A 15,903-nucleotide genomic window follows, 5' to 3' on the forward strand; every position below is an offset into this window, starting at 1 on the left:
GGGGGCCCCACCCGTGGTGGGGCCCCTGGGGGGGGGGCCCCGCCCGGGGGGGGGGCCGCCCCGGGGCGGCGGGCCGGACCGCGCGCTCAGGTCAGCTCAGGCTCGCGACGGTCGTACGGACCTTCGCGATGATCTCTTCGGGGATCGGGGCGTAGTCGTTCTCGGCCAGGATCTTCTGGCCGTCCTCGCTGGCGATGTAGGTGAGGAACGCCTTGGTGGCGGCGAGGGTGTCGGCCTTGTTGCCCTTGTCGCAGACGATCTCGTACGTGACCAGGGTGATCGGGTAGGCGCCGTCGGCCTTGGTCGCGCGGTTCAGTTCGAGCGCGAGGTCCTTGCCGGTGCCGACGACCTTGGCGTCCGCGATCGCCGTGGTGGCGTTCTCGACGGTGGCCTCGACGGGTTCGCTGGCGCCGGTGTTCAGCTTGGCCGCGGCGATGCCGTCCTTGGCGTACGACAGCTCCATGTAGCTGATGGCGCCGGAGGTCTGCTTGACCTGCTGGGCGACACCGGAGGAGCCGGACGCGGACTGGCCGCCCTTGGCCTGCCAGGCCTTGCCGCCCTCGTACTTCCACTGGTCGGGCGCGGCCGCGATCAGGTACTTGGTGAAGTTGTCCGTGGTGCCGGACTCGTCCGAGCGGTGGAACGCCTGGATCTTGAGGTCGGGCAGCTTCGCGTCGGGGTTCAGCTTCGCGATCGCCGCGTCGTTCCAGTTGGTGATCTTGCTGTCGAAGATCTTCGCAAGGGTCTCCGCGTCGAGGACGAGGCCCTCGGCACCCGGGACGTTGTAGCCGACCGCGATCGGGCCGCCGACCATCGGCAGGTCGATGCCCTGGCCGTCCTTGCAGACCTCCTTGGAGGCGGTGACCTCTTCGGGCTTCAGCGCGGAGTCCGAGCCGGCGAAGGCGACCTGCCCCTGGGTGAACGCCGTGACACCGGCGCCCGAACCCTCGGACTTGTAGTTGATCTGGACGTCCTTGCAGGCGGTCACGAACTGCTTGACCCACGCGTCGATCGCGTTCTTCTGCGCGGAGGAGCCGTTGGCCAGCAGCTGGCCCTTGGCGTCGTCACACTTGATGGAGCTGTTGGCGGCCGACGAGCTGCTGTCGCTGCTGCCGGTGCCCGTGTCGTCCGAGCCGCACGCCGTCAGCGCAAGGGCGCCGGAGACGGCGACAGCACCGAGGGAAAGGGCGCGAAGCCGGTTCTTGCGCTGAAGCTTCACTTTCGTGAGTTCCTTCCAGAAGCCGCCGTTGCGGCGGCGTGCGATGTCATGGGTCCTGTTGGTTCATCGACCGGCACAGGTGCTCGCTTTCGTCCGCACCACGCACCGGGTAAGGCCGAAATTAGGCAGAACAGGTGAAGCCGCCGATGGCCGTGAGTGAACGGAGGGTGAACCCCTGCCGTCAGTGCGGTGAGGTCACGGAACGCTTACGGGAAGAACACGCAAGGGTTCCGACGACCGGAAGCCCCGCCTTCGCTCCCACGCCCGCCCCGCCCCCGGCTCCCCGGCCTGGCCGGATCCCGCCGCCGCCCCTTTGCACACCCATGGGATTGCCGGCTGCCGCCTGTGGAACCCGCCGGGCGGCTGACCCGTCTCGTTGAACGGGAGCACCGGGAGGCGCACATGCAACGGCGTACGTTCATAGGCGGCACGGCGGCGGTCGCGGTGACAGCGGCGTCGACGGCATGCAGCGGCAAGGGGTCGGGGTCACGGTCGGCCGGCTCGGCGCGCACGTCCGGCACACCGGCCAAGGGCACCGGAGCCACCACGACGGCCAAGGGCACCCCGACGGCCACTCCGGCCGCCGACCTGCGGGCACTGGCGTCGGACCTCGACGGCCCCCTGGTCCGCCCCGGCGACGCCGACTGGGCGGCGGCCCGCCAGCTCTACAACACCCGCTTCGACTCCCTGAAGCCGACGGCGGTCGCGTACGTGGCCGGCCCCGACGACATCCGTACGGCCCTCGCGTACGCCCGCGCCCACGACGTCCGCGTCTCGATCCGCAACGGCGGCCATTCGTACGCCGGCTGGTCCTCCGGGAACGGCCGGCTGATCCTCGACGTGTCGAAGCTGTCCCGGATACGCGCGTCCGGCGACGAGGCGGTGATCGGCGCGGGCGCCAAACTGATCGACGTCTACCGCGGACTCGCCGCGAAGGGCGTGACCATCCCGGCGGGCTCGTGCCCCACCGTGGGCGTCTCGGGTCTGGCACTGGGCGGCGGCCACGGGGTGGTGTCGAGGGCGTACGGCCTGACGTGCGACAGCCTCACGGGGGCGACCCTGGTCACGGCGGACGGCAAGCAGCTCACCGCGAGCGCGACCGAGAACAAGGACCTGTTCTGGGCACTGCGCGGCGCGGGCAACGGCAACTTCGGCGTCGTCACGGAACTCCGCTTCAAGACGCACCCGGCCCCGCAGGGCGTCGCGGCGAACATGTCCTGGCCGTGGTCGAGGGCGGCGGCGGTCCTGGCGGCCTGGCAGGAGTGGGGCCCCGACCAGCCGGACGAGATCTGGTCGTCCCTCCACGTCGAGAACGCGGCGGGCGGCACCCCCACCGTCTCCGTCTCCGCGTTCTCCCTCGGCACGTACGGCGACCTGCAGAACGCCGTGGACCGCCTGGCCGACCGGATCGGCGCCTCCGCGCGGAACGTCTCCCTCAGGCGCCGTTCCTACGAGGAGGCGATGGAGGTGTACGCGGGCTGCTCGTCCTTCTCGTCCGACGCCCAGTGCCATCTCCCGGGCCCGACACCGGGCCGCTCGCCCCAGGGAGCACTGAACCGTGAGACGTACGCGGGCCGCTCGGACTTCTTCGACCGCTCCATCTCGGCGGCGGGCATCCGGACACTGCTCTCCCGCATATCCGGGGTCCGGGGCGGCACGGGCAGCATCGCGCTCACCGCACTCGGCGGCGCGATCAACCGCGTCGACCCGACGGCCACGGCGTTCGTCCACCGCCGCTCACGCATGCTGGCCCAGTACATCGCGGCGTGGCGCCCCGGCACCTCGGGCAGCACATCGGAGTCCTGGCTGACGGCCACGCACACGGCCATGCGCCCATACGCCTCGGGGGCGGCCTACCAGAACTACACGGACCCCACCCTGCCCAACTGGCGAAAGGCCTACTACGGCCAAGCGGCCCCACACCTGAAATCCCTGAAATCCCAGTACGACCCAAAGAACTTCTTCAACTTCCCCCAGTCCCTGTAGCCCAAAAGACACCCGGAAACCGTTCACGGGCGAGGGGAACGGCGCAGTCGTCTTTGGGGGCGCGGGGAACTGCGCAATCTTTCGTCTTTGGGGCGCGGGGAACTGCGCAGTCTTTCGCTTTCAGGGGCGCGGGGAACGGCGCGACAAGCCCCCACCGGGCCCGCAGGAACCCACGACCGATCCACCCCAGGGGCGCGGGGAACGGCGCAGTCTTTCGTCTTTGGGGCGCGGGGAACTGCGCAGTCTTTTGCCTTCAGGGGCGCGGGGAACGGCGCGACAAGCCACAACGCACCCGCACCCGACAACGCACCCAACAGCCCCCGCAAGGGCACTGCAGGGGCACTACCTACGCCGCAAGATCCTTCTCCGCAGGATCAACGTCACTACGAGACCCGGGAATCACTTTCTCCCGAGCCCCGGCGGAGCGATCCGCCCGAACCAACCACCCCACCCGCCCAGACCGCTCGACAGCCTTGACGACAGGCGTCAACAAAGCGGTGGCGAGCGGCGAAAGCAGCAGCACGACCGCGGTCCCGAGCGCGAACCCCCCGACGACGTCGGTCGGATAGTGCACGCCCATATAGATCCGGCAGAACCCACCGAGCAGCGCAAGCCCTATCCCGACGAGCCCGAACTTCCGATTCGCGACGAACAGCCCGACGCCCATGGCCATCATGAGAGTCGAGTGATCGCTCACAAACGAATAATCGCTCTTGCCGCCGATGAGGACTTCAAGTCCTTCGTGGTCCACAAAGGGCCGGGGCCGTTCGACGAATCCCCGTATCGGCACATTCACGAGTACGGCGACCCCGGCGGCCAGCGGCGCCCAGATCAGTGAGGCCACGGAGGCCGCGGCCTCGTCCCCGCCCCGCCGCCGCACGTTCCACCAGCACCACAGCACCAGCAGAACCATGACGAGCAGGAGCCCCCACTCGCCCACGAACTCCATGACGCGGTCGAACCAGTGCGGCGCGTCTTTGGCGAGACCATTGATGTCGTAGAGCAAGTCGACGTCGGGGTTCGATCCGGAGTCGGCGAGTCCAGCCATGGTGCAACGGCTCCTTCGTCGTCATCTTTCCGACGCACCCATCGGATGCGTCGCGCCACAACCCCCGTCGTCGGCTACAAGAACAGGAACGCACACTCCCCTTCAATACGTTCCACCCTCCACCGAATGATCACGCAGACGTTATCGAAGAGAGATACATCGCCGCAGCTCAGGGGTGGGTTTCACACAGAGGTGGGCAATGCTTTCGCGCCATCTTCGGTCACCCGCGTCGCCCCGAAGTAGTCGGGGGTGTCGATGGAGTCGAAACGGATCACGGCCCCGGTCCGGGGGGCATTGATCATGTACCCGCCACCCACATAGATCCCCACGTGCCGGATGGCCCGGGAGTTGGTGAGGTCGTCCGAGAAGAAGACCAGGTCGCCGGGGAGCAGCTCGTCCCGCCCGGGGTGCGGACCGGCGTTGTACTGGTCGTTGGCGACCCGCGGCAGAGCGATCCCGACCGTCTCGTACGCGGCCTTGGTGAGCCCCGAGCAGTCGAAGCGTCCTCCCTGGTCAGCGGTGCCGTTGCCGCCCCAGAGATAGAGCGTGCCGAGCTTCTTCTGCGCGAAGTAGATGGCGCCGGCGGCCTGCTGGGAGGGCTGCACACGACCGACGGGAGCGGCGAAGCTCTCCTGCAGCGTCGTGATCGTCTTCACGTAGTTCTGGGTTTCCTTGTACGGCGGAACGCCCCCGTATTTGATGACGGCGTACGCCCCCGCGTTGTACGCGGCGAGCATGTTCTCCGTCTGGTTCCCGGGCGCGTCCTTGACGTACTTCGCGAGCGTGCAGTCGTACTTCGCGGCCGATGGAATCGCGTCATTCGGATCCCATACGTCGCGGTCGCCGTCACCGTCGCCGTCGATTCCGTGCGTGGCCCAGGTCCCGGGGATGAATTGCGCAATCCCCTGCGCGGCGGCCGGGCTCTTGGCGTCGGGATTGAACCCGCTCTCCTGATACAGCTGCGCGGCGAGAAGGGCCGGATTAATGGCGGTGCACAGATTGCCCCACTTCTGCACGAGTGTCCGGTACGCCGCCGGTACGGACCCCTTGGCGAGGCCGACAGCCCCCTGTCCGACACCGTTGGCGAGGTTCCCGGCGACCATGTAGACGCCGACCACCAGCACCATGACGAAGCTGAGCCCCGCCCCCACGGCGGCGGTCGCCACGATCCAGCCCTTACGCACCGTCAACCGCCCCTCGCCGCACGGTAATCCGAACGTCAGTGTAGATGCGCGGAGCCCATCACGGAATGATCACCCACCGACGACCCGGGACGGGGATACGGTTGTCCCACCCGGGACCACCCCCACGCCTTCGGCGCGCTCGTCTCCGTACCCAAGTCCGTACTCAAGGAGAACCGGATCCATGTCCGACATCCCCACGAACCTCACCTGGGAACGTGCCGCCCCGCCGGAAGCGACCGGTCCGGGTCCCTGGATCGAACTCGCCTTCGGTGACGACGAACTCGTCTACATCCGCGAGACCAGCGACCCCGAGACCGTCGTCACGACCACGCAGAAGAAGTGGGACGCCTTCGTACTCGGCGTACAGGCAGGCGAGTTCGACCACTTCGTGGAGGGAGTGGAAGGGTTCGAGGGATCCGCCGGATCTGAGGGATCCGAGGGCGGCCGACCCTAGACGGTCGACCCTAGGCGCCCGGCCCCGCCGAACCGCCCCTCGCCACACTCCGCGCCACACCCCGCGCCCACAGCACCAGCGGCACCTGGAGCGGCAGCCGGGCCAGCGCCGCGGCCTTCTGGGGCGCTGGCCGGTGACGCCAGTCCACGGCCATCTGGACGTTCGCGGGGAACACCCCGACGAAGAACGCGGTGGTGGCCAGCGCGGCCACCCGCCGCGTACGCGGCACCGCCACCCCGGCCGCCAGCGCCAGCTCGACGACCCCGCTCGCGTACGTCCAGGTCCGCGGCGAACCCGGCAGCACGCGCGGGATCGTCGCGTCGAACTGCCGGGGCACCGCGAAGTGGGCGACGGCGGCGGAGGCCAACAGGCCTGCGAGCAACAGGGGCGAGCGTTCCGGCCTTGGCACGGTTCCTCCTCCGAGAGCCCATGAAGGGCTGTGGCAGCGGCTACCGCGCGAGGTTACTCGAAAGTAAGTAGCCGGGCGTCAGGAGGGCTCCGCCCCCGTGTACGCCGCCGTCGTCCGGTCCGCCCTCCCCCGGGCGACCTCCTCGGCCTCACCGGCGGCGACGGCGGCCGCGTACCACCCCTCGCTGCTCAGCCCGGCGAACCGCAGCCCCTCCGCGGTCCCGAACCAGGCCATGGCCTCCTGGGGATCGACGGCCGCGCCTGAGGACAGATGGAGGGTGAGCCCGATGAGGGCCATGTCCCAGCCGACGCCGACGGCCCCGGGCCCGAACTGCTGCCACTTCTCGTCGTCGTCGGGGGCGATGTGGTCCAGCTCGAAGCGCGTACCGCCGTCCGCCGTCGGGGTCAGCCGCAGCTCGATCCAGCTGACGTTCCCGCCGAACTCCCACGTCGCGGTGAAGCCCTTCGGCGGGTCGCAGCGCTCGACGGTGCCGCCGGCGTTGCCCTCCAGCTGGTACGTGCCGCCGGGGCGCAACTCGCCGGTGACGGGCAGGAACCAGCGCGGGATGCGCTCGGGATCCGTACAGGCCTCCCAGAGGTCCTCGACGGTCGTGTCATACGTCTGACTCACGGTCACCACGTGGGCCTCACCGGCCTCCATGACCCGGCTGCCGACCTGGCGCCGCACGGCGTTGATCTGATGGCTGACGTCGATCATGCGCTGCTCCTCCACTGGGATGTCACTGAGTCCGTCACTGCATCCGTCACTGCGTCCGTCAACAAGCCGGTCACTGCGAAGGGTTGCCGTCGCCGGGGCCGCCGTCGCCGGGCCGCTCGCGCAGCCGGCGTTCGCGCTTGCCCCGGGCCACCTCGGTGGACAGGGCGTCGAGGCGGGGCGTCCAGAAGCGCCGGAAGCGGTCCAGCCAGGCGTCGACGTCACGCAGGGGGTCCGAGTTCACGGCGTACAGCCGACGGGCCCCCTCCGGCCGGACCGTGGCGAACCCGTTCTCCCGCAGGACCTTGAGGTGCTGTGAGACGCCGGGCTGGGATATCCCGAACTCTTCCCGCACGACCTCGCTCACCGCCCCGGAGCTCATCTCGCCGTCCGCGAGCAGCTCCAGGATCCGTCGGCGAACGGGGTCACCGAGTACGTCGAATGCGTGCACAGGACCAACGTATCACTGGGTGCTTATATAAGCACCCAGTGATGAAAAGTGGCGGTCGCCGCTCCCACCCCGGCGCACCCCGCCACCCCGTCCGGGATAGCCTGCCCCACAACAAAACGGGCGGCGTCTACACACCAGGAGACGCACGGCCCGGAGGACATCGGCACGACGGACCGGCGCACTCGGGACGGAGTCGGGCTCGATGGACGGGCGGAATCGGCCACTATCAGTTGGCATTCGCGTAAGAGTGGCTAACGACGGAACCACACCACAGGTTCCGCATCTACTTCATTGCCCGGCGTGACCTGCCGTGATACACAGAGTGACGATACGCCTCCCCGTATGCCGTCCTGCGCCCCCCTGAAGGGTCCCGCGAGCTCCGGTGACAAGGGATTCGTACGAAACCCGCCAATCAATGACGCCAAGTCGACATGCGACCGCATCATTGTCAGCGACAATAGCCGTGACCTCTGCGCAGAGTGGCAGAGGAGGCAGAACAACCCACTAGGGGCGGTGACTTACATGCTTTTCGCAGCCGAAAAGGGCGACATCAACACGATCATCGGCGGAATCGCTCCGGACTGGGGCCCGTTCGGCACCCTGGGCAACGAAGCCCGCGTGATGATCGAGGTCGTGATGGCGGTCGCCATCCTCCTGTGCCTCGGCATCGCGATCTGGGGAGCGGCGAAACAACGGATCGGCGCGACCGCCCTCCGCGACACCTTCAGCGCGGAACAGGGCAAGGGTCTGATCATCGCGGGTCTCACCGGCGTCTTCATCATCGGTTCACTGGGCACGCTCTTCACGATCGTGTACGGCATGGCCGTCTAGGCGGCCGCCGGCCCGGTGCCCCCGCACCCGGCCCGGCCCATTCGCGTCCCTCCTCTACCCCACCCGTCCGTCGTGCCCACCGGCTGAGGTTGCGTTTCCTGATGTCCAGTCACCACACCGCGCCCACGCGGGAACCAGCGGGGCTACCGTCATATGACGCGGTTCAGCATGAGGTCGAGGGGGCGTACGCGGCATGAGTGTCGGTGACGAGCACGGAGCGCGCGGCGAGGACGGCGGGTACGGAGGCACCGGCCAGACCCGCACGAGGCTCCCCGACGGTGCCGGTGACGCCTACGGAGGTGCGCGACGCGGCGGCCGTTCGTCGTCACGCAGCCTCGTCACGGTGGTGGGAGTCGTGGTCCTCCTGATCGCAGCCATCGCCTTCGCGAACCGCGGCGGCGGAGGCTCCGGCTCGGCGGACGACGACGGAGGCGGGGGGAAGGCGGGTTCGGCCCCCACGGCCCCCTCCGGAGAACAACCGGTGAAGTCGAAGGCGGGCGGGATCCCGACCGGGTACGCCCAGGACGACCAGGGGGCGCAGAGCGCGGCGGCCAACTACACGGTGGCACTCGGTTCCGACGGCATGTTCAACACCGCCAAGCGGCACGAGATCGTGCAGACGATCGCCGACCCCGGCGCGCTGGACAAGCTCGAGTCCGGGTTCGACGCGGACTACTCGGCGGCCCTCCTGAAGAAGATCGGCCTCGACGAGGACGGCGGCGCGCCCGCCGGGAGCACCTTCGTCAACCGCACGCTGCCGGTGGGCACCAAAGTCACGTCCAGCAGCCCCGACGCGGCCACCGTCGAAGTCTGGTGCAACAGCCTCTTCGGGCTCACCGGAGACACGTCCACCAAGCCCGTGACCAACGGGTGGTTCACCGTGACCTTGAAGTTGAACTGGGCCAGTGACGACTGGAAGGTCCTGGAGACCAGCCAGAAGACCGGCCCGACCCCCGTCAATGGTGACAACCCCGTCTCCGGGTCCGACGAGATCGGCAAGGCGGTCGAGGAGTTCGGAGGGTTCACGTATGCCCGGTAGCCCGCAACGCGTACTCAAGCTCACCGGCGTCGTAGCAGTCGTACAGACCGCAGTGGTGCTGCTGGCTTCGCAGGCCCATGCGGCTCCGACGCCTACGCCGACCGCCTCGGAGGATCCCTGCTCACTGATCGCGGGTCCCGCCAGGGACTACTGCGAACGCGGCAGCAACAGCCGCACCGGCCCCTCCCTCGACGACCCCACCACCGCCCTCGACCCCCTCGCCTCCCTCGCCAAGGGCTGCGCGAAGGCCGCCTCCTGGACCATCGACAAGCTCAGTGACGCCGTCCAGAACACGGCGACGGTCGACTTCACGAACCCCACGTTCCTCCAGCAGTACGCGGTCGTCTTCGCCGCGTCGACCATCCTCACCCTCCTCCTGTGGCTGCTCGCGGTCGCCAAGCGCGCCGTGCGGGGCGTCCCCCTCAGCACGGCCATCGGCGAAGCGATCGGCTTCCTCTGGCTGACGGTGCTGGCCTCGGCCTTCACCCCGCTCGTCCTCTACACCGTCGTCTCGGCGACCGACGGCATCGCCGAGGTCCTCGCCAAGACGACCGGCAACCAGACGGACACGTTCTTCGGCAACTTCTCCGGCGCCCTGAACAAGGGCACCGACATCGGCGGCGGCCCGATCATGCTGATCGTGGTCTCCCTCGTGTCGATCCTCGCCGCCGGCGTCCTCTGGCTCGAACTGGTGATCCGCGCCGCCCTCCTCTACGTGGGCGCGCTCCTCGGCACGGTCGTCTACGCCGGCCTCGTCGACAAGAACCTCTGGGGTCACGTCCGCCGCTGGGCCGGCATCATGATCGCCGTCATCCTCGTGAAACCGGTCATCGTGATCGTGCTGGGCCTCGCCGGAGCCCTCTCCGCGGAGGACGGCCCGGACTCCTTCTCCGCCGTCGTCTCCGGCCTCGCGATCATCCTGCTGGCCATCTTCGCCAGCGCGATGATCTACCGCTTCGTCCCCGGCTTCGGCGACGAGATCGCGGGCGGCCGCAACAACCGCATCATGCAGGGCGCCGAGGGCAAGGCCGCGGCCGCCATCAGCTCGCCCGCCCACCTCGTCGCCCAGGGCATCAAGACCCACAGCACCCGGGCCGACAACAACGGCGGAGGCGGCGGCAACAGCGGCGCCCGCCCCTCGAACCCCGTCTCCGGCGGCGTCGCGGCCCACAGTTCACGCGGCTCCTCGGGCGGTGGCGGCGGATCGTCCCCCTCCGCACCCCCGCCCCGCTCCAGCCCGATCAACACCCCCCACGCCGGGAACAACCGGAACAACAGCAACGGCAACAGCAGCAACAACCGCACGGGAGGTGAAGGGCGTTGACGACCGAGTCCCACGTGTCCCATCCGGTCACGCCCCGCCGTACATATCTGATCGGCCGCGCCCGGCCGAGCGCTATCGTCGGCCGCAACCGCGAGTCCGGCGAGATCGGGCTCATCATCGCGGGCGCGTTCCTCGGCATGATGTGCGGTCTGATCGTCCCCGTGCTCTCCCTGCGCATCGTGCTGCTCATGGGCTTCCCGATGCTCGCGCTGGCCGCGGTCTACGTCCCGTACAAGCGGCGGACCTTCTACAAGTGGTTCGAGATCAACCGCAGTTACAAGCGCGGCCTGCGCCGCGGCACCGCCTACCGCAGCAACGTCATGGAGTCGGGCACCTACACCGACGGCCGTGAGGTCGAGATCGGCCCGCCCCCGGGCATCGGCCGCATCTCCTGGCTCGCGGCGCCCTTCGGCCCGGACGAGATCGCCGTCCTCCTGCACGCCGACCGCAAGACCGTCACCGCCGCCATCGAGATCGAGGGCCCCGGCGTCGGCCTGCGCGACAGCGAGGACCAGGAAGCCCTCGTCGACCGCTTCGGCACGCTCCTCAAGCACGTCGCCAACGGAGACGGCTTCGTCACCCGCATCCAGATGCTCGCCCGCACCCTGCCCGCCGACCCGGACGCCCACGCCAAGGACGTCTCCGTACGCGGCGACGAGCGCGCCCCCGGCTGGCTCCAGGAGTCGTACGAGCAGCTCAGTTCCATGGTGTCGACGAGCAGCGAACAGCACCGCGCCTACCTCGTCGCCTGCATGCACTACTCGCGCGAACTGGCCGCCGAGGCCCAGGCGATGGCCCGCGCCGCCCGTCCCAAGGGCGGCAAGAAGCTCGACAAGGACGCCGGACTCGCCGTCGTCATGGCCCGCGAGCTCACCGACATCTGCTCCCGCCTCCAGGAGGCCGACATCCGGGTGCGCCAGCCGCTCGGACAAGGGCGGCTCTCCTCCCTCGTGCATTCGATGTACGACCCGGACCACCCCATCGACCACATCCAGGCCATGACCAAGCGCAACGCCTGGCCGGCCGAGCTGGACGCCATGGAGCCGACCTACCTCCAGGCCAAGACCCGCGAGTCCTCCACCCGCGCCCCCTGGTGCCACTCCACGGCCTGGGTGAAGGAGTGGCCGATGACCCCGGTGGGCGTCAACTTCCTCGCCCCGCTGCTCGTGCACACCCCGGACGTCATCCGCACGGTCGCCGTCACGATGGACCTCGAACCCACCGAGGTCGCCATCGAGCGGATGCTGACCGAGAAGACGAACGACGACGCCGAGGCCAGCCGCCAGGCAAAGATGAACCGCACCGTCGACCCGCGCGACGTCGCCTCGCACAACCGCGTCGACCAGCGCGGCCAGGACCTCGCGAGCGGCGCAGCGGGCGTCAACCTCGTCGGGTACATCACCGTTTCGTCCCGCAACCCCGAGGCACTCGCCCGCGACAAGCGGACGATCAGGGCCTCGGCCGGCAAGTCGTACCTCAAGCTCGAATGGTGCGACCGCGAGCACCACCGCGCCTTCGTCAACACACTCCCGTTCGCGACCGGCATCCGGAGGTAGGACTTCATGCGGGACCCGCTGTCCGTCCTCACGGAAAGCTTCACGTCCTTCCTCTTCGGCAAGGTCGAGACGACCCGCCCGCCGGTGCGCACCTCCACCGGCCAGGCCCAGGCCGTCTACCTGCCGACCGCGGCCCCCGGCCTCGGCGACTCCGGCGTCATCATCGGCCGCGAGGTGTACTCCGGGAAGGGCTACATCTACGACCCCTTCCAGCTGTACGGACAGCAGCTCCCGGCGCCGCACTGGCTGGTCCTCGGCGAGTCCGGCAACGGCAAGTCCGCGCTGGAGAAGACGTACGTCATGCGGCAGCTGCGGTTCAAGGACCGCCAGGTCGTCGTCCTCGACGCACAGGGCGAGGACGGGGTGGGCGAGTGGAACCTCATCGCCCAGGAGCTGGGCCTGACACCCATCCGCCTGGACCCGACCGCCGCCCTGGACATGGGGATCCGGCTCAACCCGCTCGACCCGGCGATCACGACGACCGGCCAGCTCGCGCTGCTCCGGACCATCATCGAGGTCGCGATGGGCCACGGCCTGGACGAGCGTTCCGGCTTCGCGCTGAAGGTCGCGCACGCCTACGTCAACGAGACGATCATCGACCGCCAGCCCGTTCTGACGGACATCGTCGAGCAGCTGCGCCACCCCGAGCCGGAGTCGGCGGAGGCGATGAACGTCGCCATAGACGACGTACGCGCCTGGGGTCTCGACGTCGCCCTGGTCATCGACCGCCTGGTCGACGGTGACCTGCGGGGCATGTTCGACGGCCCGACGACCGTGGGCATCGACCTGGACGCCCCGCTCATCGTCTTCGACCTGTCCCACATCGACCGCAACTCCATCGCCATGCCGATCCTCATGGCGATCGTCGGCGTGTGGCTGGAGCACACCTGGATCCGCCCCGACCGGAAGAAGCGCATCTTCCTCGTCGAGGAGGCCTGGCACATCATCAACAGCCCGTTCGTGGCCCAGCTGTTCCAGCGCCTGCTGAAGTTCGGCCGCCGCCTCGGTCTGTCCTTCGTGGCCGTCGTCCACCACCTGTCCGACGTCGTGGACGGAGCCGCCGCCAAGGAGGCCGCGGCGATCCTGAAGATGGCCTCGACACGGACGATCTACGCCCAGAAGGCCGACGAGGCCAGAATGACGGGCCGTGTCCTCGGTCTGCCCCGCTGGGCCGTCGAGATCATCCCCTCCCTCACGCCGGGCATCGCCGTGTGGGACGTCAACGGCAACGTCCAGGTCGTCAAACACCTGATCTCCGAGACCGAGCGCCCCCTCGTCTTCACCGACCGCGCCATGACGGAGTCGTCGGCCGACCACCTCGCGGACGACGCCCTGCGCGCCGCCGAGCTGGAGGCCGAGGAGCGGGCCGCGGCGTTCATGGAGCATCACCTGAGCGATCTCGACGACTCGTCCGAGTCCACAGTCGCGTAGAGGAGCGACCCGAGATGAGACCGGACGATCGCGACCGCTCCACCGGCGGCGGTCAAGGAGGCGTCCCCGACGGCCTGCTGCTCGGCATCCTGGCCTTCGTCCTCGGCATGACCGTCATGGTCTGGACGGCGACCGGCCTCGCCGGCCTCTTCTCGCACGGCTCCTGGCCGTCCGGGATCACCTTCCGCCGTACGCCCCTGGCCATACGCCAACTCGTCGAGGCCCCCCACGACCTGCCGAGCGCGTGGCCCGACACCCCACCCGACCAGCTCTCCGGGTACGGGCTCTTCTGGGGCCTGTTCATCGGCCAGCTGATGGTCCTGGTCGTCCTCACGGTGTTCGTGCTGGGCACGGTGGCGAGGTGGCGGGCGGGCAGGGCGAGACGCAGGGCACTCGCCGCGGCACCGGAACCGGACCTGCTGACCAAGGACGAGCCACGTGAGATCCCCCGGAGCCGGGCGGCGGAACGGCCTGAGGTGACGCGTCCGCCGGTCGAGCACACGGCGGTCGAGCACACGGCGGTCCGGGCGGCGGAGCCGCCCCTGGAGTCGGTTCCTGCTTCGCTTCCTGCGGAAACCGCCGAACGGGCCGGTGGGTGGGAAAGTCCCGCCCCAAGGGGACCCGTCGTGCTGGGCCCGCCCGAAACCCGTCATCCCCTCGCCGTCCAGGCGATCCGGGACGCGGACGGCCCCGCCCTCGTCATCACCTCCGACCCCGCCCTCTGGTCGAGCACGAAGGACGCCCGCGCGAAACTGGGCCCCGTCCTCCTCTACGACCCCTCCCACCTCTGCGACACCCCGGCCCGCCTCCACTGGTCCCCCTCCGCGGGCTGCGAGACCAAGGACACCGCGAAGGCCCGAGCGGCAGCGCTCCTCGCCCCGGTCCGCCCCACCGCCAGGATCGACCAGGCGGTCGCCGACACCGCGGAAACCCTCCTCCGCAGCTACCTCCACGCCGCGGCGGTGGACGGCCGCACCATCCGTCACGTCCACCGCTGGGCCCAGGGCGCCCAGGTCCAGGAAGCCGTACGCATCCTCCGTACGAACCCGAAGTCGGCCGCGGGCTCCGCGGGCGAACTCGAAGCGGCCCTCACCTCGCACCCGGAACGCCGTGACATCGCCCAGGAGTTGACGGCCCGAGCGCTCTCCGCGCTCTTCACCGTCAACGTCCGGGAAGCGTGCACTCCAAACCGAACCGACACACTCACCTTGGATTCCTTCGTCAACGAAGGGGGCACGCTTTATGTGGTCGGTGAACCCATCGAGGACCCGAGGTCGAACCCCGGCGCCATGCCGCTCCTGACGGCCCTCGCCTCAAGCGTGGTCGAGCGCGGCCGGCGCATGGCCGAACGGTCATCCTCCGGTCGCCTCGACCCACCACTGACCCTGGTCCTGGACGACGTGGCGGCGGTGGCCCCGCTCCCCCAACTCCCGGACCTGCTCGCCGCGGCCGACGGCACGGCCCCGGACCGAGGCCTCCCCACCCTGGCCCTCCTGCGCTCCCAGGAACAGGCCCGCTCCCGCTGGCCCCACCAGGACCTCCCGGTATGACCCACGGCGCCTGTGACCGCTACGACCGCTCGAACAGGAACTCCAGCTCCCGCGCACCCGAGTCCCCGGGCACGGGAACGCACTCCCCTGTGGGCACGAACCCGAACTTCCGGTAGAAGGCCTGAGCCCGCCCGTTCTCCTCGTGCACGAACAGCCGCGCACGCTCCAGGCCGGCGTCCTCCCAGGCCCACCGCAGCGCATGCGCGAACAGCCGCTCGGTGAGCCCGCTCCCCCGCACCTCGGGCCGCACGTACACCCCCACAAGATGCCCCTGCCGTACGTGGCTCACGGCCCCCAGCGCCCCGACGGCCCCGGCCTCCTCGACCAGCACGACCACACACCCGACCCACCGCCCACCGGGCCCCTCGGCGACGAGTTGCTGCCGTTCACGCACCCCCGCTGCGGCCCCGGCGGCCCGCTCCTGCCAGAAACTGTCGGGCCGCCCCACCGCGACCTCGTACGTGTCCAGAAAGGCCAGATGCGCCACCGGGTCCTGAAGAGCGGTCAACGCAAGCTCCTTCACCGCGGGCCACTCGTCACTGCCTATGGAACGGATCACGTACTCAGGATTCATGAGGGTCACCGTAACGAAACCCCATGCGCCGGCAGGTGCCGGAACGCAAAAAAGCCCCCGCACCGAAGTGCGGGGGCTTTCTCAATAATAGTTCGGCGGCGTCCTACTCTCCCACAGGGTCCCCCCTGCAGTA

Annotated in this window: 15 protein-coding genes; 8 read left to right on the plus strand and 7 right to left on the minus strand. The window is 69.4% G+C overall.

What is annotated here, in order from left to right:
- Positions 1 to 91 precede the first annotated feature (91 nt).
- Entirely contained in the window at positions 92 to 1,219 is a 1,128-nt protein-coding gene (gene pstS, locus ACFVH5_RS40135) for a phosphate ABC transporter substrate-binding protein PstS (protein ID WP_385838631.1), read from the minus strand.
- Positions 1,220 to 1,621: 402 nt separating this feature from the next.
- Between pstS and ACFVH5_RS40140 the strand changes: the two genes are divergently transcribed.
- A complete protein-coding gene (locus tag ACFVH5_RS40140; RefSeq protein WP_385838632.1) occupies positions 1,622 to 3,205 on the plus strand; it encodes an FAD-binding oxidoreductase in 1,584 nt (527 codons plus the stop codon).
- A 346-nt stretch (positions 3,206 to 3,551) separates the two neighbouring features.
- On the opposite strand, the gene ACFVH5_RS40145 is transcribed toward ACFVH5_RS40140, so the two are convergent.
- Positions 3,552 to 4,253 carry a phosphatase PAP2 family protein gene (locus tag ACFVH5_RS40145; RefSeq protein WP_384815715.1) on the minus strand — a complete coding sequence of 234 codons (702 nt, stop codon included), beginning with the start codon at positions 4,251 to 4,253 and terminating at the stop codon, positions 3,552 to 3,554.
- A 182-nt stretch (positions 4,254 to 4,435) separates the two neighbouring features.
- Positions 4,436 to 5,437, minus strand: a complete 1,002-nt coding sequence (locus ACFVH5_RS40150) for an NlpC/P60 family protein (RefSeq protein ID WP_385838640.1) — start codon at positions 5,435 to 5,437, stop codon at positions 4,436 to 4,438.
- A gap of 181 nt (positions 5,438 to 5,618) precedes the next feature.
- Between ACFVH5_RS40150 and ACFVH5_RS40155 the strand changes: the two genes are divergently transcribed.
- Positions 5,619 to 5,891, plus strand: a complete 273-nt coding sequence (locus tag ACFVH5_RS40155) for a DUF397 domain-containing protein (RefSeq protein ID WP_385838633.1) — start codon at positions 5,619 to 5,621, stop codon at positions 5,889 to 5,891.
- 10 nt (positions 5,892 to 5,901) lie between these two features.
- On the opposite strand, the gene ACFVH5_RS40160 is transcribed toward ACFVH5_RS40155, so the two are convergent.
- The 3 genes from ACFVH5_RS40160 to ACFVH5_RS40170 form a co-directional block, all read right to left on the minus strand.
- Complete coding sequence (locus ACFVH5_RS40160) at positions 5,902 to 6,300, minus strand: DoxX family protein (protein WP_385838634.1); 399 nt, start codon at positions 6,298 to 6,300, stop codon at positions 5,902 to 5,904.
- Between the two features lie 78 nt (positions 6,301 to 6,378).
- Positions 6,379 to 7,017 (minus strand): SRPBCC family protein, encoded by a 639-nt coding sequence (locus tag ACFVH5_RS40165; RefSeq protein ID WP_385838635.1) that lies wholly within the window; start codon positions 7,015 to 7,017, stop codon positions 6,379 to 6,381.
- A 70-nt stretch (positions 7,018 to 7,087) separates the two neighbouring features.
- Positions 7,088 to 7,465: an ArsR/SmtB family transcription factor gene (locus tag ACFVH5_RS40170; RefSeq protein ID WP_385838636.1), complete on the minus strand. Its 378-nt coding sequence runs from the start codon at positions 7,463 to 7,465 to the stop codon at positions 7,088 to 7,090.
- A gap of 522 nt (positions 7,466 to 7,987) precedes the next feature.
- Between ACFVH5_RS40170 and ACFVH5_RS40175 the strand changes: the two genes are divergently transcribed.
- The 6 genes from ACFVH5_RS40175 to ACFVH5_RS40200 all read left to right on the plus strand — a co-directional run bounded on the left by ACFVH5_RS40175 (position 7,988) and on the right by ACFVH5_RS40200 (position 15,196).
- A complete protein-coding gene (locus ACFVH5_RS40175) occupies positions 7,988 to 8,296 on the plus strand; it encodes a hypothetical protein (RefSeq protein ID WP_107015212.1) in 309 nt (102 codons plus the stop codon).
- Between the two features lie 193 nt (positions 8,297 to 8,489).
- Entirely contained in the window at positions 8,490 to 9,335 is an 846-nt protein-coding gene (locus tag ACFVH5_RS40180; protein WP_385838637.1) for a hypothetical protein, read from the plus strand.
- Positions 9,325 to 10,659, plus strand: a complete 1,335-nt coding sequence (locus tag ACFVH5_RS40185) for a hypothetical protein (protein ID WP_384815698.1) — start codon at positions 9,325 to 9,327, stop codon at positions 10,657 to 10,659. The genes ACFVH5_RS40180 and ACFVH5_RS40185 overlap by 11 nt, the downstream gene beginning before the upstream one ends.
- Positions 10,656 to 12,215, plus strand: a complete 1,560-nt coding sequence (locus tag ACFVH5_RS40190; protein WP_384815696.1) for an SCO6880 family protein — start codon at positions 10,656 to 10,658, stop codon at positions 12,213 to 12,215. The genes ACFVH5_RS40185 and ACFVH5_RS40190 overlap by 4 nt, the downstream gene beginning before the upstream one ends.
- Positions 12,216 to 12,221: 6 nt before the next feature.
- On the plus strand, positions 12,222 to 13,646 hold the full coding sequence (locus ACFVH5_RS40195; RefSeq protein WP_210881261.1) for an ATP-binding protein: 1,425 nt from the start codon (positions 12,222 to 12,224) through the stop codon (positions 13,644 to 13,646).
- A gap of 14 nt (positions 13,647 to 13,660) precedes the next feature.
- Positions 13,661 to 15,196, plus strand: coding sequence for a type VI secretion protein (locus ACFVH5_RS40200; protein ID WP_385838638.1), 1,536 nt, complete (start codon positions 13,661 to 13,663; stop codon positions 15,194 to 15,196).
- Between the two features lie 19 nt (positions 15,197 to 15,215).
- On the opposite strand, the gene ACFVH5_RS40205 is transcribed toward ACFVH5_RS40200, so the two are convergent.
- The gene (locus tag ACFVH5_RS40205) at positions 15,216 to 15,770 is read right to left on the minus strand and encodes a GNAT family N-acetyltransferase (RefSeq protein WP_385838639.1); all 555 of its coding nucleotides are present in this window, start codon (positions 15,768 to 15,770) and stop codon (positions 15,216 to 15,218) included.
- Positions 15,771 to 15,903: the final 133 nt, after the last annotated feature.

It is taken from the genome of Streptomyces sp. NPDC127119 (genome assembly GCF_042677425.1).
Taxonomy (GTDB): Bacteria; Actinomycetota; Actinomycetes; order Streptomycetales; family Streptomycetaceae; genus Streptomyces.